Genomic DNA, 24,601 nt, shown 5'->3' with positions numbered 1-24,601 from the left:
CGTTTTTACTCTCTTCGTCCAAGCAGCTTCTCTTTCCGCCCGATCATCTCATCGATCCGGTCGATATACTGCTCAACTTCCTTGACGTTCTCCGCCCTCTCAATCCGGTTTTCTGCCGGGAAATAAACCTTGGTGGTCGTTCCCGCACCGCAGGCGGCGATCGTCTGTTTTTCTTCCATAATCAATATATTATAGAGACATTCCTTGCCCGGAACCGCATAACCGACATTTTCAAAATTGCCCGCCATATTTTTCTGGCGGTAGAGATAGTACGGTTTCAGTCCCATCTCCTCGGCATACTGCGCGGTCAGGTCAATCATCTCCTGTGTATTGACAATCTTCAGATTTCCGTAGCGCTCCTTATAGATATTCAGGCGCGCCGCGCGCTTGATCGCCAGCGAATGCACCGTCACGCTGTCCGGTCTGAGTGCCTTGATCTCCTCCATTGTCTGGCGGACATCGTCGATCGTCTCCTCCGGCAAGCCCACGATCAGGTCCATATTGATATTGTCAAATCCCAGCTCCCGCGCCAGCAGGAATTTTTCCTTCACATCCTCCACCGTATGACGGCGTCCGATGAGGTCAAGCGTCGCCTGCTTCATCGTCTGCGGATTGATGGAAATACGGGAAATGCCGTGATTCCGGAGCACCTGCAGCTTTTCGCGCGTGATACTGTCCGGACGTCCCGACTCAACGGTAAATTCAACTGCCTGTTCCACCGGGAATAATTCTTCCACCTTTGTCAGGATCTCATCCAGATCCTGCGGATTTAACGAGGTCGGTGTGCCGCCTCCAAAATAGATGGTCGAAAGCGGGCGATCCTTCATCTGCTCCGCCACATATTCCATTTCCTTAAAAAGCGCCTCTTTGTAGAGGTCCATCCGTTTTTCCCATTTCACAATCGGAAACGACGTAAACGAACAGTACAGGCAGGTCGTCGGACAGAACGGAATTCCCACATACAGGCTGTACCCATTCTCATAATCGATCGTGGACAGCAGGCGTCTCTCGCGCTCTGCCACGTCGATGCTCAGATCGATCTTTTCCTTGCTGGTGAAATACGTCTCGCACATATAGGTCTCGATCTGCTCGTCCGTCCAGCCATCATACAGCTTCGTGAGCGCAATCTTCGTCGGACGGATACCGGTAAGCGTCCCCCACGGAAGCTCTCTGCCGGTCTGGGCACTCAAAAGACGGTATAACGTCTGTTTGATCTCATTTTTCGTCTCAAAACGGTTGGAAAAATCCGGATAAATCAAAGCAAAGTGAACAGCTTCTTTCTTCACCGGCGTCACATCCAGTGAAAACGAGTTTCCGTCCCGGACTCCCCGCACAATCAGATCCGCCTCCCCGGCTTCCTCTTCCTTGTGCGTAAATGTCTCGCCCGGATAAAATGCCATCAGGAGTTCACGGATATCCTGTTCAAAGGACGCGTCATTTAACAAAATCGCTATCATGCTTCGCGCCCCCTGTATCCCGCCAGCGGATTGTACTGTTTTTCGTCGGCGATCGTCGTATATCCCATATGTCCCGGATATACATTCGTATCATCCGGCAGGTTCAGAAGGATATCTGCCACCGAATGAATCATCTGACGTCCGCTTCCAGTCGGGAAATCGATGCGTCCGTAAGAACCTTCAAATAAGGTATCTCCCGAAAACAGCACCTTCTCTGATTTTACATAATAACAACAAGAACCTTCCGTATGCCCCGGTGTATGAAGCATCTGGAACGTGTAGCCCGCTGCCTCGAACGTCTCTCCATCCTTCAAAAGCATATCCGCTTTCAGATGCAGACCGCCGCCCTGAAACTGGACGGACAGGTTCTTATCCGGATCCGCTAAGACCGCCTGCTCCTGCTCACAGGCATAGACCGGCACGCCCAGATCCCGTCTCAGCTCTTCCATCGCCGTCACATGGTCAAAATGTCCATGAGTCAGCAGAATCGCCTTTGCCTTCGCTCCGGTCTGCGCCAGTGCATCCTCGATCCGCGCCGCCTCATCGCCCGGATCAACAATCACAGCTTCCTTCGTCTCCGAATGCACCGCAATATAACAGTTCGTCTGGACCATTCCCACGATCAGCCGTTTTATCTCCATCTTTTCCTCCTAATAATATGTGAAACTTTCACAGGGTGTAAGTACCTGTGAAATATAGAGAGAACCGCTTATCCGGCAGTTCTCTCTATATCTAATACTCCTTCAATCTGTCTGAGTTTATCAGATAATTTATTTAATTCCTCAATTCCGTGAATATCGAACGTCATGACGATCGTCGCCTTGCCCTGCTTGCTTGTACGCACATTCATCGAGGTAATGTCGATCTGGCGCTCGGTAAATACCTTGGAAATATCCACAAACATGCCGATGCGGTTGTTCGCATAGATCTTGATTTCGGTGGAGTATTTCTCCGTGCCCGTCTGTGCTTCCGGCTGCTGCCACTCGGCTTCAATCAGGCGCTCACGCTCTTCCTGCGGCAGATTCATCACATTGATGCAGTCCGTCCGGTGGATCGAGATACCGCGTCCCCTTGTGACAAATCCGACGATCTCATCGCCCGGAACCGGGCTGCAGCACTTCGAAAAACGAACCGCCAGATCGTGGATTCCCTTGACAACGATACCGCTCTTCGACTTCCCGGCTGCGATCACCGGAACCTTGTTTCCATCCGACGCCATGTTATCGAGGATCGTCGTGTCAGTTACTTCCTTCTTTAACTTCTTGTTGCGCTCATCCAGCATCTTGTTGATGACCTGTCCCTCTTTGAGGGCGCCATGTCCGATCGATGCCAGAACGGAATCCCAGTCACGGTACGCATAGCGCTTCATGACTTTTTCCATATATTCCGGTTTGTTTAACTCCGAATAATTGATGTCCTTCGCCTTACAATATTTATCCAGAAGCGCACGGCCGCGCAGGATATTGTCCTCTTTCAGCTCGCTCTTGAACCACTGGTTGATCTTATTCTTCGCCTGTGTGCTCTTAACCAGTTTCAGCCAGTCGCGGCTCGGTCCCTTGGAATTCTGGGAGGTAATAATCTCGACACGGTCACCATTTTTAATGACATAATCGATGTTGACCAGTTTTCCGTTGACACGGGCACCAACCATTTTGTTGCCAACCGCACTGTGGATCGAATACGCAAAATCGATCGGGGTGGAACCGCTCGGCAGGTTCTTGACATCGCCCGTCGGGGTAAAGCAGTATACATCATCCGTAAAGAGGTCCAGATCACTCTTTAAGAGACTTAAGAACTCTTTATTATCGGACATATCCCGCTGCCATTCCAGGATCTCACGCAGCCAGGAAAGCTTTGCCTCGGCGCTGTCGATCGCCGCCTTGCTGCTGCCGCTCTCCTTATATTTCCAGTGTGCCGCGATACCATACTCAGCGGTACGGTGCATCTCATAGGTGCGGATCTGAATCTCAAACGGCTGTCCGCTGCTGCCAATCAGAGTCGTATGCAGCGACTGGTACATATTCGGTTTCGGCATGGCAATATAATCTTTAAAACGTCCCGGAATCGGTTTGTACATCTCATGGATGACACCGAGCGCCGCATAACAGTCTTTCACGCTCTCCACGATAATCCGGACCGCAAAAATATCATAGATCTGATCCAGCGTCTTGTCCTGGTTTACCATCTTTTTATAGATGCTGAAGAAATGTTTCACACGGCCGTCTACCTTGGCTTCGATGCCCGCATCGTCCATATGTTTCTTGACTTCATCCATAATCTTATGGATAAACGCCTCCCTGGTGTCCTTACGGAGTGCCAGTTTTTCGGACAATTCTTTGTAAACCTCCGGCTGGAGATATTTGAGAGACAAATCATCCAGCTCGGTCTTGATCTTGGAAATACCGAGACGATCAGCAATAGGCGCGTAGATATCCATCGTTTCACGCGCCTTTTCCTTCTGTTTTTCCGGCTTCATATATTGAAGCGTCCGCATATTGTGCAGACGGTCTGCCAGCTTAATCAGGATAACCCGGATGTCCTTCGCCATCGCTAAGAACATCTTACGCAGGTTTTCCGCCTGAATCTCTACTTTATCGATCGTCCACGAGATCTGGGTCAGCTTGGTAACGCCGTCTACTAAAAGTGCTACCTCCTCGCCAAAGATCGCCGTGATCTCCTCCTCTGTCATGACCGTATCTTCCACGACATCGTGCAGGATACCTGCCACCAGAGTCTCTTTATCCAGCTCCAGATCCGCCAGAATGATCGCCACACAGAGCGGATGAATGATATACGGTTCACCTGATTTACGCCTCTGGTCCTTGTGTGCGTCATACGCGATCTGGTACGCTTTCTCAATCATGCTGATGTCATCCGACGGATGGTACTTGCGAATGGCGGCAATCAACTCATTATACAGTACCTCCGGACTCGTAAAATCCGCCGGCGCTTCAATTTCCTGATCCAGCTTTTTTATTTTATCCAAATTTCCCATATATGCCTCCTGACCCTTCCGTAGATAACTGAAACGCCTGCCGTTCGGAATCCGGAAAGCGGTTCACGCAAATGAAATAAAATATTATATAGAATACCCCTATTATACGAATATTTGACAAAAAATGCAACGGCAAACTATTTTGTTACTGTTCACGCATACGTGCCCAGTAACGGAATTTGCCGTGGCTTCGCATTTAAATACGGCAAATTCCTGCTGTCGCCACGTTTTCTTACGGCACTTTCGGTTCCAAAAGTGCCTACCCGTGAACCGTTATCTATTTCCCCTCATAGGTAATTAGGGCATCCACCGCATATCCGTTCAGTTTTTCGCGTCCCTTTAAGCCTGCCAGCTCCATCACGCAGCAGATTTTTACAACCTCGCCGCCCATCTTCTCGATGAGCTTGACAATCGCCTCGGTCGTTCCGCCGGTTGCGATCAGGTCGTCAACGATAACTACCTTCTGTCCCGGTTTAATGGCATCCTCATGCATCTCCAGAACCGCGCTGCCATACTCCAGATCGTAGCTTACAGATACCGTCTTGCACGGCAGTTTGCCTTTCTTGCGGATCGGCACGAATCCCTTGTGCATCGCATATGCAACCGGCACGCCGAAAATAAACCCGCGGGACTCCGGACCAACCACGATATCATAATCCACACCCTCTAAGGATTTCTGGATTCCGTCGATCGCAAGCTGCAGTCCGTCTGCATCCTGTAAAATCGTAGTAATATCGCGGAAAATGATACCCGGCTCCGGGAAGTCCGGAATGCTTCTTACATATTCTTCCAGCTTTTTCATGATTTTAACCTCTTTTCTATAAATTTTGTATCTCAATTTCTCAGTTTTAAATCGCCATCCGGCTCTTTTTCCACCGTTCTTCTCATTTTTGCAGAAGTTTTCCCCTGCTTCTTCTTCCTTATATACATAGAAGCCACAATCACCGCCAGCACAAACAGCGCACCTCCGCTGATCAGCAGTCCCTCATGCAGTCCCTGCGGATAATACCTGAGTTCCACCGTATGGGTTCCCGCCGTCAGTTCCACGCCGGTAAATGCCTTCCAGACCGGACGCGTGATAGCTTCTTTTCCATCCACCGTGACCGTCCAGCCCTCGTCATACGGGATCGTGAGGAACAGCGTTCCGCCCTCGCCCGCGTCGATCGTGCCCTTCATCGCCTCCTCACCCAATGTTTCCAGTTCAAATGGATGCTGGTTGAGGCGCTCATAGAGCGCACGCAGCCCGGCTTCGTCAAAGCGGTACGCGCTCGCGTCCATGCTTCCGACACTGTCATTGCTCTCCAGCAGAATCAATGTGCCTGCCTTCACATATCCAGTTTCCACCAGATACCCGCGTTTCAACGTATCAATGCTGCGGCTCTCTCCGCCGACATCCAGTTTAACCGAATCAATCTGACGGTTTGCGACACTTATATAATACTCCCCATCTTCCGGTGCTGTAAAGGAAAAACGATTCCCCTGCTCCTCCCCGTCCGTGAAAATCAAGCACTCCGGCACGCCCAGCACATCCGATAAATCGTTCTGGACATCCGCCGGCGAAGAAAGATCGCGCTTCCAGCCCGTTTCCACTATGTCCGGCAGGATAAAGCCGAGCGGCAGCGTCCACGGATTCTCATAGAGGTACGTGTCACCTGAAAATGCATAGAGCGACAGGCGCGGATTGTCCTGCTTGCCCTCATAGAGTGCATATTTGATTGAAAATAACGAATCCACCAGCGGCGTACTTCCCACGATGCTGTATGCGTTCGTCGAACCTTCGCAGCCCATCTGTTTGAAGAAATCCGTCACCCCGGCATTTGCCACCGATGAAAACAGAGATACGGATGGAAAATGCATCCACGCGCCATCATTTTTCGTGCGCGCATTCGTTTTATCAATCCGGTAAAATTCCGTCTTTTTGAGCGGCTCTGTCACCGCTGCAACATCCTGATTGTCTGCCACATAATCAGTCCGGCTCGTCGTCGGAATACTCGTTGCCGCCATATTGGCAAGCGCCTCCACACTTACCAGCGCCATCGCCAGAAGCGCCGCCGTGAACGCGAAATGTTCTTTATTTTGATAGAAATAAAAGACGCCCAGATACAACAGCAGAAGCACCACTGCCACATACCAGACAACTGGCTCAAACGCATCGTCCGTCACCAGCTTTTCTGCCAGAATCACGTAGCCAATCGCGGCGGATGTCACCCCGGCAAACTGCCGTTTGGATATTTCATCCAGATATAGATACGCCCGGAAACACATCGTCAGCACCAGCGCGATATAGATAAACGACTGGCGGCACGGCAGGCTGTTCGGGTAATGGAAGCCATGCCAGATAAAATTCAGCACGTTGAACGAAAAGCTGGCATAGAAAAAGAGCAGCAGCACACCGTACACAACCTTTTCCCGGATCGCAATCCGGCGGTTCAGAAAATACAACCCCATGAAAATGTAGACTGCCACGCCGCAGTAGAGGTTCGGCCAATGGTCGAGTCCCGTCTCCACCTGTACATTTCCGATGTGCCGCGCGATCATGTCAAAGATCGGGAAGTAGATTTCCAGTGTGGTCGGAAAATTAAAATCGCCAGACGCCGTACTCTGCAGCGCCGCAATCTCCGGAAGAAGCACCGCAGCCGCCAGCGCACCCGCCAGAAGCGAATACACACCAAACAGGAAAAAGCTGTGCAGACAATCTTTCCATCCCGGCCGTTTCTCCAGAAACAGGAGCGCCACATAGTAAATCACCATGAAGAGGCATATCATAATTGATATATAGTAGTTGGACAGGATTGAAAGTCCCAGCATCAGACAGTAAAAAAGCCCTTTTTTTTCGCGCACCAGCCGCTCCAGGCCGTGCAGGATCAGCGGCAGCAGCACGATGCAGTCCAGCCACATGATATTCCAGCTATACGCCGCCATATAGCCGGACAGCGCATAGAATACGCCGAAATAGCACGCTCCAAACTTCTGTGAACCCGTGTGCTTTTTCAGGTACCACGCCATCGAAAGACCCGCCAGACCGCTCTTGAACACGATCATGTAGGTCATAAATTCGATAATCAGGGACGACGGGCATAACAGCAGCAGCCAGTTAAACGGGCTCGCCAGATAGTACGCATAGAGCGCGGCAAAGTTTACGCCCATGCCAACATCCCAGCTGTAAAGCAGGCTCTCGCCACTTAAAAGCTTATGCCGGAATTCCGAGAAAAACGGCGCATACTGGTGGTACATATCCGTCCGCAGGAAGCTTTCCTGCCCAAAGGGGAAAATACCGCGGTATGCAAAAATCAGGATCAAAATCACCACCGGCAGGAAAAATGCCGCCAGGAGATCATCCGACGGACGGAAAACCGCAGCCAGGCGGCCCATTCCGCGGGGTGATTTCTCTGATTCATCCCACTCATCTAATTCTTCCTGCTCCCAGTCATCGTCATTCAACTCATTAACGACATCTGCTCTGGACTCTGAAAGTTTAGATTTTCTGGCATCTTCTTCCTGTCTCCAGGCCGGCATTCGTTCAGCGCGTCTCATATCTGTACAGGCGGTCTCCGAATCCACGTCCGCACCTTCCCGCTCGTTCTCATACTCCTCTATTTTCCCCGTTGTTTCCGCTCCCGTAAGCTCCCTGAGTGCTTCTTCCAGTTTACTGGAACTTTCGTCTCGTTCTCTTTGCTCCATCTTCCCTCCATCCAGAATCCTGTTCAGGCGGCGTTTTCTCTACTCTTTCCGGTCTGTCTTCAGCATCCATTTCCGCTGTCATTTCCCCACACAGCCCTATTTCGAGGATTCTTTCTTTTTGAAAATAAATAATTTACTGCAAATATAATTCAACACCAGCGAGATCGCTGATACCACAATCTTACAGATCATATCCTGTTTGATTCCCATGCCGTCTACCATCACGATCATCGCCACATACGTGAACACCGATGTGAGAATACGGCAGGAGAAAAACGAAGCCATTTCCTTAAGAAGATATACAGGGTGGAAATTGTAGCTTCGGAATACCCAGATCTTGTTTGTCACATATGCAAACAGGATCGCCGCCGCCTGACAGCAGATCGTCGCCATACGGTAGTTCATGCCGTTGTGGCGGAAAACCGCATAGGAAATCCAGTCCACCAGCGTCGTCAGAACGCCGAATATCAGATACGATATCGTCTCCCTGTTTACAAACTTTCCCCAGATCAGGGATAACTTTTCCTTTATCATCACTTTTTCTCCGAAAAAAGAATTGTATGGGCAGCGGTCCTTCGACATACCCATACAATTCCTGTACTTCTTGGTTTAATATTACATTTCCTCTAACAGCTTGTTGACACTGACCAGCTTGACGCAGAGTGCAAACAGCTCGGTTGCAGTGATCAGATCCTGCAGCGGCGGATAAGATGGAGCAATACGGATGTTGCGATCCTCCGGATCCTTGCCATATGGATAAGTTGCACCGGCTCCGGTCATGACAACACCTGCTTTCTTGCACTTCGCAACGATCTCCTTCGCACAGCCGTTCAGTGAATCAAAGGAAATGAAGTAGCCGCCGTGCGGTTTTGTCCAGGTACCGATCTCCAGTCCGCCCAGCTCGCGGTCGAGAATGTTCTCAACTGCCTCGAATTTCGGGCGCAGGATGTTGGCATGCTTTCTCATGTGCTCTACCATGCCGTGGATATCCTTGAAGAAACGCACGTGGCGGAGCTGATTCACTTTATCATGACCGATAGTCTGAATCTTTAACTGTTTCTTGATATCATCCAGGTTATTGTGGGAGGTTGCGATTGCCGCAATGCCGGAACCCGGGAACGTAATCTTGGAGGTTGAAGAGAATTTGTAAACCATATCCGGGTTGCCGGCTTTCTTACATTCTGCCAGAATCTCCAGCACATGATCCTGCTCATCATCGTATAAATGGTGGATGCCATAAGCATTGTCCCAGTAAATACGGAAGTCCGGAGCTGCCGGATGCATGCGTGCCAGACGGCGGACAGTCTGATCGGAATAGGAATTACCGGTCGGGTTGGAGTATTTTGGAACACACCAGATTCCCTTTACGGTCGGGTCGGTGGTCACATACTTCTCCACCAGATCCATATCCGGACCATCTGCGGTCATCGGAATGTTGATCATCTCGATACCAAAATATTCAGTAATGGAGAAATGTCTGTCATATCCCGGTACCGGGCACAGGAATTTAACCTTGTCAAGCTTGCACCACGGGGTATTTCCCATAACGCCATGAGTCATAGAACGGGAGATGGTGTCGTACATTACGTTCAGGCTGGAGTTTCCATAGATAATGATATTGTCAGCCGGAACCTCGATCATATCCGCTAACAGCTCCTTCGCCTCGCTGATACCGTCCAGACCGCCGTAATTGCGGCAGTCTGTCCCATCTTCGCAGGTCAGATCACTGTCGCTGCTCAGTACGTCCATCATTCCCATCGATAAATCAAGCTGCTCTGCACTTGGCTTACCGCGTGACATATCCAGCGTCAGATTCTTGCCCTGAAACTCCCGGTACTGATCGCTCAGATCACGCTTAAGCTCCAGAAGTTCTTCTTTCGTCATCTCGCTATAAGGCTTCATCCTTCAACATCCTCCTTGTTTCTCTTATTTATTTCATCATAATTTCATAATCTGCTTTTCATCCAGCTCCCCTTGTTCAAGGGTTCGGATCATCTCATCTAAGCATCGTTATAATAATAACATAGGTACAAAGGGCATGACAAGCATTAATTTGTTATGTCAGCACATAAAATTTGTTATATGGTACTGCTTGGTTTTTCCGATTCGGTGCATTTCACGGACACCAAATTATAATAAAAACATGATGTTCCCCCTTCTTTCATATACTTATGAAAATATATCTTTCAGGTCACATCATGTTCATTCATTTTCCCATGCATTTTGTTCCATCACGTTTCCGGCGCATCATTTCCCCTCTGCTGGTTCCCGCCCTGTTTGCCATCTCTTTCTTCGTCGGGCAGACTGCCGCGCATTTCCTGCGCCGTCCATCCGGGCACATGGTTTCAGCGCCTGTTATCGCCTGTGGCTCGCTCCCGCCTGCCTTTGATTCCGGCTCGATTCCGGTTTCCGCAGATGGAAACTGGGGACTTGGATTTCCCAGTCCAGGGCAGACACCGGTCGGCAATGCCTCCGCCGACACTTTAAAAAACTTTGACGCTTTCTATGTAGGCGATACCTCCAAGCCCGTCATCTATCTGACCTTCGACGCCGGATATGAAAACGGCTGCACACCTGCCATTCTGGAAGCACTGAAAAAACACCATGTCCCGGCAACCTTTTTCGTCGTCGGCAACTATCTCGAAACCAGTCCTGAACTGGTAAAACAGATGATCGCAGAGGGTCACACCGTCGCCAACCACACGTATCACCATCCCGATATGTCCCGCATTTCCGACAAAGCAGCATTTGAAAAGGAGCTGACTGCCCTGGAAACACTCTACCAGTCCGTCACCGGGCAGACAATGAAAAAATATTACCGTCCGCCGCAGGGCAAATACAGTGAATCGAACCTGCAGATGGCAAAGGAGCTCGGCTACAAGACCTTTTTCTGGAGTCTCGCCTATGTGGACTGGATGCAGGATCAGCAGCCATCCAAAGAAGAAGCATTTTCCAAGCTTCTGACGCGCATCCACCCCGGCGCGATCGTCCTTCTGCACAGCACTTCGCAGACCAACGCTCAGATTCTCGATGAACTTCTGGCAAAATGGGAGGAAATGGGGTATCAGTTCGGGCAATTAGATGAATTATAAAATTATACCAGCAGCATTTTCCGGATAAACGAAAGGATCGCGCCTCCGATGCTGCAGAACAGCAGAAATCCGTGGTTCGCATTGATCGCCTCCAGCGCCGCATAGCCGCCGTCCACAATCGGCTGTAAGCTGCCCGCATTCTTCGGCATCAGGTACGCTGCCGGACCGGCTACTAATACCAGAACAAGGATGATTATAAACGGGATAAATCCGCGCCCCGTATCGTATTTTTGCAGCCGTACTTTACCACCCGCGTGCTTGCCTGACAGAATCCACAGGCACCAGATCGCGCCCATCAGTACCAGAAATACGCCAATCCCTACATAGAGCCCCAGACCATAATTTTCCTCGGTAATCATAGTTCCGATATAGCCCAGATCGTCGCCGCCATACCGAAATGCCTTCGCATTCGCCCAGGTGATTCCCGCCATCAGAAGAAAGCTGGCTGCCTGCATCACGCGCGCCATCAGCACAACCACGCCGGTTACTCCGGCTGCCGTCACATCCAGCACGGACGGACCGTCATTTGAGTCACTCTGCGTATGCGCCTCACTGCGCTCCGCCGCCCGTCTGGTGCGCTCTGCCTCCCGGGACTGGCGTTCCAGTTCCCGCTGATGGCTGCGCTCCATCCGGTTTTTCTGACGCTCTGAGCGCTCCCGCTCCGACTCCAGAGCATGAAGGCGTTTTTCCATCTGCTTCTGCTGTTTTGCATCCCGCTTATCCTCTTTCGCGCTGGAAGAAGAACGTCTCGCGTCCTGTCGTCTGCGCGATGCCGCTTCACGGTCACGGCGGGCATCCTCCTGTGCCTGGGATTGGCAGCGTTCATTGTCGCGGCGCTCTTCCTCACGCTTCTGTGCGTCCTGACTCTGGCTGCTCCGCTTTTCCTGACTGTTTCGTTTCGATCCAGAGCCGGATTCCGCCTTTTTCTCATCCGATTCCATCCGAGCTGGATTCCGCTGTTCTGAATCACCGTCGTCATAGCTATTTTCCGGCTTTCTTCCCACCTTTTCCTGTTCTCGGCGTACTGTATCATTTACAAGCGGAGTTCCGCAGTTACTGCAAAAATTTCCAACTGCTTCCTGTCCGCATTTTGGACACTTCATTCTATTTTCTCCTTCCTCCAAACGATTCTTTCCATCCATTTCCGCACTCATTTCTGGCATTTGAAACGCATTTAACCAATGTACATTTTTTTTACACAGCCAGAACTTTATTTCCTGTTTCCCATACCCAGCTGCCAGAATGCCACTGCACTCGCTGCTGCCACGTTGAGCGAATCCACGCCGTGTGACATCGGGATTTTCACGGTGTAATCGCACGCCGCGATCGTCGATGCCGCCAACCCGTCACCCTCGGTTCCGAGAATGATCGCTAATTTTTCTTCCTGCGAAAGCGCCGGATCCGCGATACTCACGGAACGGTCACTGAGCGCCATCGCCGCCGTGCGAAATCCCAGCTTCTTAAGCGTTTCCATACTGTTCTCCGCCCAGTCGCCCTTCGGAATGTACGTCCACGGCACCTGAAACACTGTTCCCATACTGACACGGCTTGCGCGGCGGTACAGCGGGTCACTGCATCCCGGTGTCAGAAGCACCGCATCCATAAAGAGCGCCGCCGCTGACCGGAAAATCGCCCCCACATTCGTAGGATTTTCTACATTCTCAAGAATCGCGATCCGTCTGGCACCTGCACAGATTTCCTCGATCCCCGGCATTTTCTTCCGTTTCACCGCACACAGCATCCCGCGCGTCAGTTTAAAGCCGGTCAGGCGCGTCAGCACATCAAATGGTGCCGTAAACACAGGCACTCCCGCACACACCGGGCGTTCCAGAATCTCCCGCCCTTCTGTCTCGATATGGCGTTCTTCCATCAGAAAAGAAACCGGCTCATATCCCGCGTCGAGCGCCCGCCCGATGACCTTCGGGCTTTCCGCAATGAAAAGACCTTCCTTTGGTTCATTATAATGAAATAACTGCCCCTCGCTCAGCCGGGCGTAGATATCCAGCTCCGGCGCTTCCAGGGTTGTAATTGAAATATGATTCATTCTGCTTTTCACCTTTTTAATATGGTTTTCATGTTCTATCGAGTATACCACATTTCTTACAAAAAGGAAGTGCCGATTATGGACGCTGACATGAAATCATTTCTCTATTCTGCCGCATTCTATCATCCTCTTTCCGATTCCGTTCTTATTTCCGTGTAAATCTATCTTCGGCAAAAGATTTGACTTTTTCATCCCTGTTTTTCATACCGCCTATCATAACGCTGAACCCCCGCTTTATGTCAATCATCTGGGCAAAGATTTCACACAAAGTTCAGAAATAAAAAATGGGTTCTGACACATCTATGTGGGACTTCCAAAACAAAAAACCAGAACTGTCGACTAAATCAGCTACACAGTTCTGGTTTTTCTGTTACTTATAAGAGCAAAAGACTATCGTCAGCCATCTCCTACCGTCCCCCACACTCCATAATAATCCTCTCACACATCTCATACCCCAGCACTGAACTGTTCAGCGACAGTGTATAATTACTTGCCATCCCCCACTTCTGATCCGTGTAAAAGCGATAATTGCTCATACGGCGCTTATCAATGTCTTCTGTCATTTTGATCGCTTCCTGTTCCGTAACATTGTATAAGCCGCAGATCCGCTTTACCTTCTCCGGCATATTTCCGTGTATAAATACGTTCAGAACGTCATCCCGATCTTTCAGAATAAAGTCCGCATTTCTACCTATTATCACACACTCTTCTCTTTCCGCAATATCCAAAATGATCTTTCTCTGCGCTTCATAGATCATGTCTTCGACAGATCGTCCCATCTGGTCGCGCCCTGAAAACGCATAGGCAAATAACCCCTTCTTGGGTGACAATTCCGCATTCTCCTGGATATACTTCGGTGAAAATCCGGACTGCTCCGCAATCTGTCCGATCATCTCCTTATCGTAGTATTTCACACCCAGTTTCTGCGCCACTTCCATACCGATAAAACGTCCGCCGCTTCCAAACTCCCGGCTGATCGTAATAATTCTTTTTCCCATCATCCTATCCTCTCTCCTTACTCCAAATGTTCCACTTTATTCGTTCTGATTTTCTTCAAAAAACCATATCCCACCAGGCAGGCGGCGAGCTCTGTGATCGGAAACGCCCACCAGATAAGCGAAACACCTGCCTGACCGTTTCTCACAAAGATTGAAAAGATGCCTGCCAACGGCAGAATAATCACAAACTGTCTGAGCAGTGAAATCACCAGCGACTGGATGCCACTGTTAAGCGCCTGATAAATGCCCTGATATGCCACATTGATTCCGGCAAAAATAAAGCTGATGGAAATGATTCTCATTGCCCCGATAAAGTATTCTCTGGACGATCCGGAATTAAATAATCCGGCAAACACCCCTGGGAAAACCTCTGTGATTGCCATGCCCACAATCATCAGAACAACCGTATAGAACAGTCCATATTTGATTCCATCCAGAATCCGCCTTCTGCTATGCATTCCGTATGCAAATGCGATGATCGGTGTGATGGCGTCGCGCAGACCAAACGCAAGGAACAATACAAACTGCTGTACTTTGTAGAAGAGTCCATACGCCGTCTGGGCGGAAGGATTGAATTTCAAAATCAGGTTCATCACATACACCATAATAGACATGAGCGCCTGCGCGATGATCGCCGGAAGTCCGATCGCGTAGATTTCCCTTATAATTCCGACATCCGGCTTCATATATGTGAAATCATGCTCAAACTCTTTGTTTAACTTCATATGAAAAACAAATAATAAAACCGCCGATATGACCTGCCCGATCACCGTTGCATAGGCAGCGCCCGCAACTCCCATCTCCGGGACAGGTCCAATTCCATAGATCATAATCGGGTCCAGAATGATATTTACCACTGCTCCCACAACCTGACCAATAGTCGAATAAAACGAACGCCCTGTTGCCTGCAATAATTTTTCAAATAAAGAGAAAAATACGATTCCAAACGAAATCACGCAGCAGATCCGAAGGTACTCCGTTCCCATCGAAATAACCTCCGGATCGACCGTCTGCGACGTGATATATGCGTTTACTCCAAAGAGTCCGAATAACAGACATACCACATAAATAATCACACCCAGAAACAGGCTGTTTCCGGCTGCCTTTGCAGCTTTTTTATTATTTCCCTGTCCCAGCATCCTCGCAAGAAGCGCATTCGTTCCCACGCCGGTTCCGATTCCCACTGCCACCATCAGCATCTGGATCGGGAACACCAGTGTCAGCGCATTCAGGGCGGCTTCGCTTCCTACCCTCATATTTCCCACAAAGGCACTGTCCACAATATTGTAGACTGCCTGCAATGCCATCGATAAAATCATCGGTATGCCCATCTGGATCATGAGCTGATTTACCGGCATATCCTTCATCTTGTTGCTTTCTGCCATTTTAAATAAATCCTCCTTTTTTCCACATAAAAAAGTGTGCACCTATCTCATAAGCTGGACTTACGCTGATAGGCAACACACTTTTTAATGGCATTTTTATAAAATTTAATAAAAAATGCACCTTGGCACATTCTTTATGGAATAATAAAAAAAGAGCAGCAAAAACTGGATTTACGCTCGTTTGCTACTCGTTTCGGTATTATTATATTTCCTGTTTTAAAAAAAGTCAAACCAAAAAATCACCTGTCGGAAACAGGAATTCTGGTTATTGGTTCACGGGTAGACACTTTGGGAACCGGCACTCCCACTCTCCGCTTCAACGCCTCAATATACAGTCCCGCAAACCGTCCCGGTGTCACGCGATTGTGGGTAATGTAACCAATCTCCATATAATCGTCCACATCAAGCGGAATCGCTACAATATTCGGTCCGTTCAGTTCCTCATTGATGACACCGCTGCAGATCGTATACCCATTCAGCCCGATCAGAAGATTAAACAAGGTCGCGCGGTCGGACACCAGGATGTCCTTGCGGCTGTCCAGCGTGCTGAGGATCTCCTCGGAGAAATAAAAGGAATTGTGCTCGCCCTGCTCATAGGACAGACGCGGATAAGGTTCCAAATCCGACAGGGTGATAGAACTGCGGCTTGCAAGCGGATTGGCCGCACCGATAAATACATGCGGTTTTGCCATAAAAAGCCGCGTAAATTTGAGGTCGTGTTCCCGCAGCGTCTTGCGGATCACCGTCTCGTTAAAACGGTTCAGATACAGCACGCCAACCTCGCTCCTAAGCTTCGCCACATCCTCAATCAGCTCATACGTCTGCGTCTCGCGGATACGGAAATCGTACTCTTCTCCGCCGTACTCGCGGATCAGATCGACAAACGCCTCAACGGCAAAGGAATAGTGCTGGGTGGAGACACAGAACTGGCGTTTCTGCGGCACAGCGCCAAAATAGCGCTCCTCGATCAGGTTTGCCTGCTCGATCACCTGTCTCGCATACCCCAGAAATTCTTCCCCGTCCGGGGAAATCACCACGCCCTTGTTCGTGCGGGTAAACAGGGAAAATCCAATCTCATGCTCCAGTTCCTTGATCGCCGCCGTGAGGCTCGGCTGTGCAATATAAAGTTTTTTTGCCGCCCCGCTGATGGTTCCGGCTGCCGCCACCTCCACCACGTATTTTAACTGAAGTAATGTCATGCCCTGTTCTCCATTCTTACTGATTTTCTGTCATTTCTTTCTGAACCGTATCTGCCACAGAATTACATCAGACTCAAATCCGCCTCTAACGCACCTAGTCCACAAATTTTTCCGTCTCTTTCAGACGAACCAGCGCTCTCGCCATCGCCGCGCGGGTGCTGTAATACTCGGAAATACTCTGTTTCTGGCGCAGCCGCTCTTTCGCACGCTCTAATGCCTCCTGCGCCCGGATCCGGTCGATCTCCTCCGGTTTCTCGATCGTATCTGCCAGCAACATAACACGGTTGTTGGCGATCTCACAGAAGCCCTGCCCGACGACTGCCGCCTCCCACGGACCGTCCTCTGTCACCTGGAAACGCATTTCTCCCGCTTTGACTGCCACGATCTCGCTCTCATGGTGCGCCATGACAGCCATCTCACCGTCCACCGCCGGAAGGATCAGACAGTGGCAGACTCCCTCATAGAATGTCCGGTTGCTGGATATGATTTTTACATGAAAATCTGCCATCCGTTCCTACGCCTCCTGTTTTTCTAAAGCCTTCGCCTTTGCCACTACATCCTCGATCGTTCCGACATTGAAGAATGCTGCCTCCGGGTACGCATCCATCTCACCATCCAGAATTGCCTTAAAGCCCTTGACGGTATCCTTTAACGGCACATACTTGCCCGGTACGCCGGTAAAGTTTTCCGCCACATGGAACGGCTGGGATAAGAAGCGCTGTATCTTTCTTGCGCGGCCGACGGTCAGCTTATCTTCCTCAGACAACTCGTCCATACCCAGAATTGCGATAATATCCTGCAATTCCTTGTATTTCTGCAAAATCTCCTGCACCCGTCTGGCCGTCTCATAGTGTTCTTCTCCGACCACATCCGGTTCCAGAATACGGGACGAGGATTCCAGCGGATCGACCGCCGGGTAGATACCCTGTTCTACGATCTTTCTGGAAAGAACCGTAGTCGCATCCAGATGGGTAAAGGTAGTCGCCGGTGCCGGATCGGTTAAATCATCCGCCGGTACATAGACTGCCTGGATTGAAGTGACCGAACCATCTTTCGTCGAGGCAATCCGCTCCTGCAGCTCGCCCATCTCATTCGCTAACGTTGGCTGATAACCAACCGCCGACGGCATACGCCCAAGCAGCGCTGAAACCTCCGAACCTGCCTGTACATAACGGAAAATATTATCAATAAATAGTAACACATTCCGGTGCATTTTGTCACGGAAATATTCTGCCATCGTAAGTCCGGTCTCTGCAACTCGCATACGGGCTCCCGGCGGCTCGTTCATCTGTCCAAATACGAGCGCTGTCTTTTCCAGAACGCCGGATGCCTTCATCTCGCTCCAGAGGTCATTGCCCTCACGGGAACGCTCACCGACACCCGTAAAGATGGAATAACCGCCCTGCTCCATCGCAATATTCCGGATCAGCTCCTGAATCAGGACTGTTTTTCCGACGCCCGCGCCGCCAAACAGACCGACTTTTCCGCCCTTGGAATATGGCGCCAGAAGGTCAATAACCTTGATGCCCGTCTCCAGAATCTCTGCGACCGGGCTCTGATCCTCAAATGGCGGCGGATCCCGGTGAATACACCAGTGCTCCTCACCATCCAGTTTTTGTCCTCCATCTACCGTCTCACCTAAAACATTAAACAAACGTCCAAGCGTCTTTTCGCCAACCGGAACGGAAATGCCTTCTCCCGTCGGTGTTACCTTCATGTCACGGCTCAAGCCCTCGCTTGCCGACAGCATGATGCAGCGGACGATATTATTTCCCATGTGCTTGGCAGCTTCCATCACACACGTCTTTCCCTGATTTTCTACTGTGAGCGCGTCCCGGATCTCCGGAAGGGGACCGCTCTCAAATTTCACATCGACAACCGGACCGGAAACCTGGACAATCTTGCCTTCCGGCAGGCTGGTTTCGGTCTTTTTTGTCTCTGCCGCCTGTTCTCCCATCACACTCTCATCTCCTCTTCTCGTTCTCGTCTCTGTGCAGCCGCGCCGCCGCATACTTCGGTGATCTCCTGTGTGATCGCCGCCTGCCGCGCCCGGTTGTACATCGTATTCAAATCTTTTAAAAGTGCATCCGCATTATCCGTCGCCGCATCCATCGCCATCATACGGGCATTCTGCTCACTGCAGAACGACTCAACCAGCGCGCCGTAGATAAATCCGGCTACATAGTTCGGAACGATCGCATTCATTGCTTCCTCCGGCGTTGGCCGGAGGGAAAACTCCTCCAGCCGCACATCGACCGGAATCGTCATTCCGTGCATATCCGGCTTGGTAATCGGAAGCACCCTTTTATCCTTCGCCACACTCTGCATCACATTTTCCATTCTTGTATACAGGACATGGATCTCATCCAAATCACCCGACAAATATCGTTCCAGAAGTATTCCAGCAATCCACCTTGCCCGGTTAAACGTCGGATCCTGCGCCGTATACTGGAAATTTTCTTCAATCGGGATGTGCTGGGAGGCAAAAAACTGCCGCCCCGTCTCACCGATGACAAACAGATGTACCTCGCGGGAAGGATCCTTTAAAAATGTATCCGCCATCTTCATGATGTTATGGTTATAAGCACCCGCCAGTCCTTTATCGCCGGAAATAACCAGCAGCCCCGTTTTCTTCGACTGGTGCCCTTCTTTTTCAAAATAGGGACTTTCCATGTTCGGCAGATGCCTCTGGATACGCCGGATGACATTTTGCAATGCATAGAAATACGGCTCCGTCTCTGCCAGTTCTTTTCTGGCTTTCTTTAATTTCGTCGAAGATATCAGGTACATCGCGTTCGTGATCTTGCGCGTATCCTGAATACTCCGGATCCGGTTCTGGATCTCTCTGAGTCCTGCCATCTTCCATCACCGCCTTACTGCTTATCCAGTTTTGCATCCGCTGTGGCTGCCTCCAGCGCATTTCCCTGTGCTTTCAGGAATTTTGCCTTGTACTCGCCCACCGCCTTCGCAATCTCGCGCTGAATATCCTCGCTGAGTGTCTTAGTCGTGCGGAGTGCATCGCCCACCTGCGGGTAGGAGCTTCTCATATATTCGTAAAGACCGCCCTGGAATGTCTTCAGCTTTTCCTTCGGAATATCTACCAGCAGATGACTCGTCGCCGCATACAGAATCACAACCTGTTCTTCCATCGAGAGCGGATGCTCAAGCGGCTGTTTTAACAGCTCCATCAGACCGCTGCCGTAGGTAAGCTGTGCCTTAGTTGCCGGATCCAGATCGGAGCTAAACTGTGTAAATACTTCCATCTCGCGGTACTGTGCCAGGTCGATACGTACGCTTCCGGCTGCCTTCTTCATCGCCTTGGTCTGCGCTGCGCCGCCGACACGCGATACCGAAAGCCCTACATTGACCGCCGGGCGCATGCCCTCGAAGAACAGCGAACTTTCCAGGAAAATCTGTCCATCTGTGATGGAAATAACGTTGGTCGGGATATACGCCGACACATCGCCCGCCTGTGTCTCGACAATCGGCAGCGCTGTGATTGAACCACCGCCCAGCTCATCCGAAAGCCGCGCCGAGCGCTCCAGCAGACGGGAATGCAGATAGAATACATCGCCCGGATATGCCTCACGTCCCGGGGAACGTTCCATCAAAAGAGACAGTGCACGGTACGCAACCGCGTGTTTCGATAAATCGTCATAGACAATCAGAACATCTTTTCCCTGATGCATGAAATATTCTGCCAGCGCCGTTCCCGCATACGGCGCGATATACTGTAAGGATGCCGGCTCACTCGCCGTCGCTGCCAGCACAATGCTGTACTCCATCGCCCCGTGTTTTTCCAGTGTATGAACCAGTCTCGATACCGTTGAAGCCTTCTGACCGATCGCCACATAGATGCAGGTCACGTCTTTTCCCTTCTGATTCAGCATCGTATCCACCGCGATTGAAGTCTTACCGGTCTGGCGGTCGCCAATGATCAGCTCACGCTGTCCGCGTCCGATCGGGAACATCGAATCAATTGAGAGGATACCGGTCTCCATCGGGGTATCAACCGACTGACGTTCGATGATACCCGGCGCCGGGGACTCCACCGGACGGTATCCGGCAGCCTCAATCTCACCTTTATTATCGATCGGATTGCCCAGCGCATCTACAACACGCCCTAAAAATCCCTCGCCAACCGGTATACCTGCCATCTTGCCGGTCCGCATCGCGCGGCTTCCTTCTCCGATGGTGTTCGCATGTCCAAAGAGGATGCAGCCGATCTCCTTCGACCGGATATCCTGTACCATGCCTCTCACATCACCGTCAAACGCCACGATCTCGCCATACATTGCGTGGTCGATTCCATCCACATAGGCGATGCCGTCGCCCACCCGGCTGACCGTACCGATCTCACGGGCTGAAATGTCGATTCCATCCAGATTTCCTTTCAGAATCCCGATGATTCCCTTCTGGGTAAGGAAATCACCCGAATCCGGCTCTTTTACCAGATTCTTTAATTTATCTGCCAGTGCCCGTTTTCTTCCCTCCGTGCTCCAGTCATATTCCTCACTTCCGACCCGGAGGATAAAACCACTTCCAAGCTCCGGCTTTTCTTCCTTCACAATCCGAAGTTTCCGTCCCGGATATTTCTCCGAGAGAAATTTCCGGATTCCGGCTGCCTGTTTTTCATCCGGCTCTTTGACATATTCCAGCACACAGCGCAGATATTTATCCGGCTTTTCAAACGTCTCCGCTTCCTTAATCAGATCCGGCATCATTTTCATTGTCTGATCCTGTGCCAGCACCTCGATGATTCCCCGGACTGCCAGCGGAAACAGGCTACGAACCAGATCTTCCCGCTTCTCACGGGTCAAATCCGGATTTTCAAGCTCTGCCGGAAGCTGCGGTGTCGCAGCCAGTATCTCAGCCGCATGCTGTAGATCATCGACAGAAATCTTCTGCCTCTTTATTTCTTGTAAATAGACATCAAGTTTCTTCATTCTCCGTCGTACCCGCTTTCTTCAAAAACTCATCATAAAGAGCGCTGTCATCCGACTTCTTGTTCATCGAACCAGCCGCCGCGTCCAGAACCAGCGACAAAATTTCATGCTTCGCCTGTTCGAGCATCTTGTCCTTCTCCCGGCGTGCATCCTCGCCCGCCTTACGGATGACTTTATCTGCCTCTTTCTGGGCGTTTTCAATCAGCTGGCGTCCTTCCTCACGTGCACTCGCACGCGCCGCATCCAGCACCTTGTTTTTCTCTGCTTCTATTTCATCCTGGCAGGCTGCGTATTTCTCTTTCTCCGCCTGCGCTTCTTCCTGCATCTTTTTTGCTTCATCATACTTTTCCTGAATGGCTGTATTCCGTTTATCGATCACTTTGTTGATCGGCTTAAAGAGGAAAATACGGATAATTGCATACCAGATTAAAAGGTTGATGATCGTAAAAACCAGGTTGATGTCCAACCGTAACATAGCCTTGCCCCACCTTTCGTTTTCTATCGTATCAGCTTAAAAGAATAATAATCAAAAGGGCAATAACGAAACCATAAATAGCAGTTGCCTCGGCAAGTGCCGCACCTAACAATAGAATCTTTGTGATTTTTCCCTCTGCCTCCGGCTGTCTTGCGACTGCCTCAGTCGCCTTAGATGTGGCGATTCCGATACCAATTCCGGCTCCTGCGCCTGCAAGAACTGCCAGACCTGCTCCGATTGCAATGATTGTACCCATAATAAAGTCTCCTTTTTGTAATTTTCTATTTCTCTTCTATTACTCGATTGATTCCTTGATAAAAAGCCCTGTCAGGAAGACAAATACATACGCCTGAATCAGACCGTCAAAGATATCAAAGTAAGCGCTGAACAATACCGGAAGCCCTACCGGAAGGATGTATTCAATCAATTTCATGATGACGAACGCGCCCAGCACGTTTCCGAACAGTCGCATACACAGCGACAACGGTTTGATAAATACCTCCATGATATTGATCGGTGTCACGATGGCGATCGGCTCTGTAAAGCTCTTTAACCATCCTTTTAAACCTTTGACCCGAATCCCTGCTGTCTCAATCAGCACAATACTCATCAGCGCCAGTGCTGCCGTGACGTTCAAATCCTTGGTTGGCGGCTTGAATCCCAGTATACCAAGCAGGTTCGCCACGCCCAGATACATCAGCACGGATGTCAGATACGGCGCATAGCCTTTTCCTTCCTCTCCGAGGATTCCCTCGCCGATGCCCTGCAGCCACGTAACAGCGTTCTCCAGAAGGAGCTGTCCGCGTCCGGGATGTTCAACTTTCAGACCGTGCGTCACAATCAGTGAAACCACGAGCACCACTGCCATCATGATCCATGTAACCACAACGGATTCTGATATGCCGATCCCGCCAATTGTAAAGGCTGTCTCACAGTTCAATTCCTTGATCAGGGTCGCACCCAGATCTCCCATACTGTCACTTCCTCTCTCCGGGTTGTTCTCCCGCGGCTGCCCCGGCTATTTTTCTTTCATTTCCCGATGCCGCCACGTGTTCTAGTTACTGTTCACGCATATGTGCCCAGTAACGTTTTCTCCTGTGTCTCCACATTCTTCCCGTCTGTTCCCGATCTTACTCCCGGAAATACAAATGGTAAAATTATATTTTTTTCCTATATCCATAGATAAAATGAATGGTGATAGTTATTGGTAATCGTTATTGTGGCTGGACATTTCTGGAAAAATACGATAAAGTGTGACTATATTTGGTAAATACACGTACAGATATAAAATCAGATAAACACTGTTTCAATCAGGCAGAAACAGTCCGACATACAGAAAGGATTTCAACTACATACATGGACATCAGTTTCGACTACTACAAGGTTTTCTATGAGGTGGCTCGATGCCAGAATATTACCCAGGCGGCTTTGAATCTCTGCCTCACGCAGCCAACCGTAACAAAATACATTCATAATTTAGAAGATATGCTTCAGTGCAAACTTTTCAACCGCTCCCAAAAAGGCGTGACCCTGACCGATGAAGGGCGGATCCTGTTCCGCCAGATCAACCGTCCCTGCCAGCAGATGGGACGAGCGGAAGAGCTTTTAAAAGAATACACGAACAGTCAGAGCGGCAAGGTTTCGATCGGTGCGAGCGAGCTGACAATGCGCTTCTTTCTGCTTCCTTATATTGAACAATTCCAGCAGCGTTTTCCGAATGTGACCGTGCAGATTCATTCCAACTCTGCGCCGATCACCGCTTCTTCCTTAAAGGCCGGGGAAAATGACTTTGCCGTCATCATTTCTCCGATCCACGAGATCATGAAGGATCTGGATCTGGTTCACGTGATGCCGGTTGCCGAGTTCCAGGACATCGTCATCGCCGGAAACCGTTTTTCCGAGCTGCAGAACCGCACACTCTCTCTCGAAGAGCTTTGTATGCACCCACTTGTCAGCATGGAGTCCGGCACAACGACGCGGCTTTTTTGGGACAATCTCTTTGAGGAACAGGGGCTGGATCTGCGCCCGAGCATCGAAGTTTCTTCCAACGACCTGATCGCCCCGACCGTCTCCCACAATCTGGGAATCGGCTTTGTTCCCTCGGAATTTGCCCGGAACTACCTGCTCAATTACCGCGTGTTCCAGCTTCACCTAAATATCCCTATCCCGAAGCGCCAGATCCTCGTCCTGCAAAACCCGATGCGCCCGCTGACGCCGGCGGCACAGGCATTTCTGGATATGCTGAAACAGCCGGTGCAGGAAAGTATAGGGAATGGACAGCCGGTCTTGTTACACCCATAGGGATTTTCACTAAAAATACCCTGTCGGT

Annotated in this window: 21 protein-coding genes; 2 read left to right on the top strand and 19 right to left on the bottom strand. The window is 50.3% G+C overall.

From position 1 onward, the window contains the following. Positions 1-5: 5 nt before the first annotated feature. From hemZ to DWY89_RS07165, 7 genes are all read right to left on the bottom strand, one after another. Positions 6-1,457 carry a coproporphyrinogen dehydrogenase HemZ gene (gene hemZ / locus DWY89_RS07195; RefSeq protein ID WP_118524529.1) on the bottom strand — a complete coding sequence of 484 codons (1,452 nt, stop codon included), beginning with the start codon at positions 1,455-1,457 and terminating at the stop codon, positions 6-8. Continuing rightward, positions 1,454-2,098 carry an MBL fold metallo-hydrolase gene (locus tag DWY89_RS07190; protein ID WP_118524528.1) on the bottom strand — a complete coding sequence of 215 codons (645 nt, stop codon included), beginning with the start codon at positions 2,096-2,098 and terminating at the stop codon, positions 1,454-1,456. The genes hemZ and DWY89_RS07190 overlap by 4 nt, the downstream gene beginning before the upstream one ends. Before the next feature lie 68 nt (positions 2,099-2,166). Next, complete coding sequence (locus tag DWY89_RS07185; protein WP_022359323.1) at positions 2,167-4,452, bottom strand: bifunctional (p)ppGpp synthetase/guanosine-3',5'-bis(diphosphate) 3'-pyrophosphohydrolase; 2,286 nt, start codon at positions 4,450-4,452, stop codon at positions 2,167-2,169. Positions 4,453-4,729: 277 nt separating this feature from the next. Beyond that, positions 4,730-5,254, bottom strand: a complete 525-nt coding sequence (locus DWY89_RS07180) for an adenine phosphoribosyltransferase (RefSeq protein ID WP_022359322.1) — start codon at positions 5,252-5,254, stop codon at positions 4,730-4,732. Positions 5,255-5,286: 32 nt separating this feature from the next. Next, on the bottom strand, positions 5,287-8,133 hold the full coding sequence (locus tag DWY89_RS07175; RefSeq protein ID WP_118524527.1) for a YfhO family protein: 2,847 nt from the start codon (positions 8,131-8,133) through the stop codon (positions 5,287-5,289). 96 nt (positions 8,134-8,229) lie between these two features. Further along, the gene (locus DWY89_RS07170) at positions 8,230-8,667 is read right to left on the bottom strand and encodes a GtrA family protein (protein WP_118468332.1); all 438 of its coding nucleotides are present in this window, start codon (positions 8,665-8,667) and stop codon (positions 8,230-8,232) included. 81 nt (positions 8,668-8,748) lie between these two features. Further along, positions 8,749-10,035, bottom strand: a complete 1,287-nt coding sequence (locus DWY89_RS07165; protein ID WP_022358449.1) for an aminotransferase class I/II-fold pyridoxal phosphate-dependent enzyme — start codon at positions 10,033-10,035, stop codon at positions 8,749-8,751. A 437-nt stretch (positions 10,036-10,472) separates the two neighbouring features. Here DWY89_RS07165 and DWY89_RS07160 point away from each other — a divergent pair, with 437 nt between their 5' ends. Continuing rightward, positions 10,473-11,225 carry a polysaccharide deacetylase family protein gene (locus tag DWY89_RS07160; RefSeq protein ID WP_243022794.1) on the top strand — a complete coding sequence of 251 codons (753 nt, stop codon included), beginning with the start codon at positions 10,473-10,475 and terminating at the stop codon, positions 11,223-11,225. 2 nt (positions 11,226-11,227) lie between these two features. Here DWY89_RS07160 and DWY89_RS07155 read toward each other — a convergent pair whose 3' ends face one another. From DWY89_RS07155 to DWY89_RS07100, 12 genes are all read right to left on the bottom strand, one after another. Beyond that, complete coding sequence (locus tag DWY89_RS07155) at positions 11,228-12,328, bottom strand: zinc ribbon domain-containing protein (protein WP_118524526.1); 1,101 nt, start codon at positions 12,326-12,328, stop codon at positions 11,228-11,230. Between the two features lie 107 nt (positions 12,329-12,435). After that, positions 12,436-13,269, bottom strand: a complete 834-nt coding sequence (locus DWY89_RS07150) for an RNA methyltransferase (RefSeq protein ID WP_118524525.1) — start codon at positions 13,267-13,269, stop codon at positions 12,436-12,438. 407 nt (positions 13,270-13,676) lie between these two features. Next, positions 13,677-14,270: a cytidylate kinase-like family protein gene (locus DWY89_RS07145; protein WP_333491432.1), complete on the bottom strand. Its 594-nt coding sequence runs from the start codon at positions 14,268-14,270 to the stop codon at positions 13,677-13,679. A gap of 14 nt (positions 14,271-14,284) precedes the next feature. Further along, positions 14,285-15,652, bottom strand: coding sequence for an MATE family efflux transporter (locus tag DWY89_RS07140; protein WP_118523913.1), 1,368 nt, complete (start codon positions 15,650-15,652; stop codon positions 14,285-14,287). Between the two features lie 239 nt (positions 15,653-15,891). Next, positions 15,892-16,851, bottom strand: coding sequence for a LysR family transcriptional regulator (locus DWY89_RS07135; RefSeq protein ID WP_107000515.1), 960 nt, complete (start codon positions 16,849-16,851; stop codon positions 15,892-15,894). 94 nt (positions 16,852-16,945) lie between these two features. Then, positions 16,946-17,359 carry an ATP synthase F1 subunit epsilon gene (atpC, locus tag DWY89_RS07130; protein ID WP_107000516.1) on the bottom strand — a complete coding sequence of 138 codons (414 nt, stop codon included), beginning with the start codon at positions 17,357-17,359 and terminating at the stop codon, positions 16,946-16,948. Positions 17,360-17,365: 6 nt separating this feature from the next. Next, positions 17,366-18,766, bottom strand: a complete 1,401-nt coding sequence (gene atpD, locus DWY89_RS07125) for a F0F1 ATP synthase subunit beta (RefSeq protein ID WP_117796308.1) — start codon at positions 18,764-18,766, stop codon at positions 17,366-17,368. Positions 18,767-18,807: 41 nt separating this feature from the next. After that, positions 18,808-19,710, bottom strand: a complete 903-nt coding sequence (gene atpG, locus DWY89_RS07120) for an ATP synthase F1 subunit gamma (RefSeq protein WP_118524524.1) — start codon at positions 19,708-19,710, stop codon at positions 18,808-18,810. 14 nt (positions 19,711-19,724) lie between these two features. Next, a complete protein-coding gene (gene atpA / locus DWY89_RS07115; protein WP_118523914.1) occupies positions 19,725-21,797 on the bottom strand; it encodes a F0F1 ATP synthase subunit alpha in 2,073 nt (690 codons plus the stop codon). Then, entirely contained in the window at positions 21,784-22,272 is a 489-nt protein-coding gene (locus tag DWY89_RS07110) for an ATP synthase F0 subunit B (RefSeq protein WP_117796183.1), read from the bottom strand. Before DWY89_RS07110 ends, atpA begins: the two co-directional genes overlap by 14 nt. A 31-nt stretch (positions 22,273-22,303) precedes the next feature. Next, positions 22,304-22,528, bottom strand: coding sequence for an ATP synthase F0 subunit C (atpE, locus tag DWY89_RS07105; RefSeq protein ID WP_022359062.1), 225 nt, complete (start codon positions 22,526-22,528; stop codon positions 22,304-22,306). Positions 22,529-22,567: 39 nt separating this feature from the next. Next, entirely contained in the window at positions 22,568-23,245 is a 678-nt protein-coding gene (locus DWY89_RS07100; protein ID WP_107000520.1) for a F0F1 ATP synthase subunit A, read from the bottom strand. Positions 23,246-23,628: 383 nt separating this feature from the next. Here DWY89_RS07100 and DWY89_RS07095 point away from each other — a divergent pair, with 383 nt between their 5' ends. Next, positions 23,629-24,573: a LysR family transcriptional regulator gene (locus tag DWY89_RS07095; RefSeq protein ID WP_118491623.1), complete on the top strand. Its 945-nt coding sequence runs from the start codon at positions 23,629-23,631 to the stop codon at positions 24,571-24,573. The last annotated feature ends 28 nt before the right edge of the window (positions 24,574-24,601 follow it).

It is taken from the genome of Clostridium sp. AF27-5AA (assembly GCF_003478415.1).
GTDB lineage: Bacteria > Bacillota > Clostridia > Lachnospirales > Lachnospiraceae > Otoolea > Otoolea fessa.
This window is presented reverse-complemented; position numbering and strand designations above follow the sequence as displayed.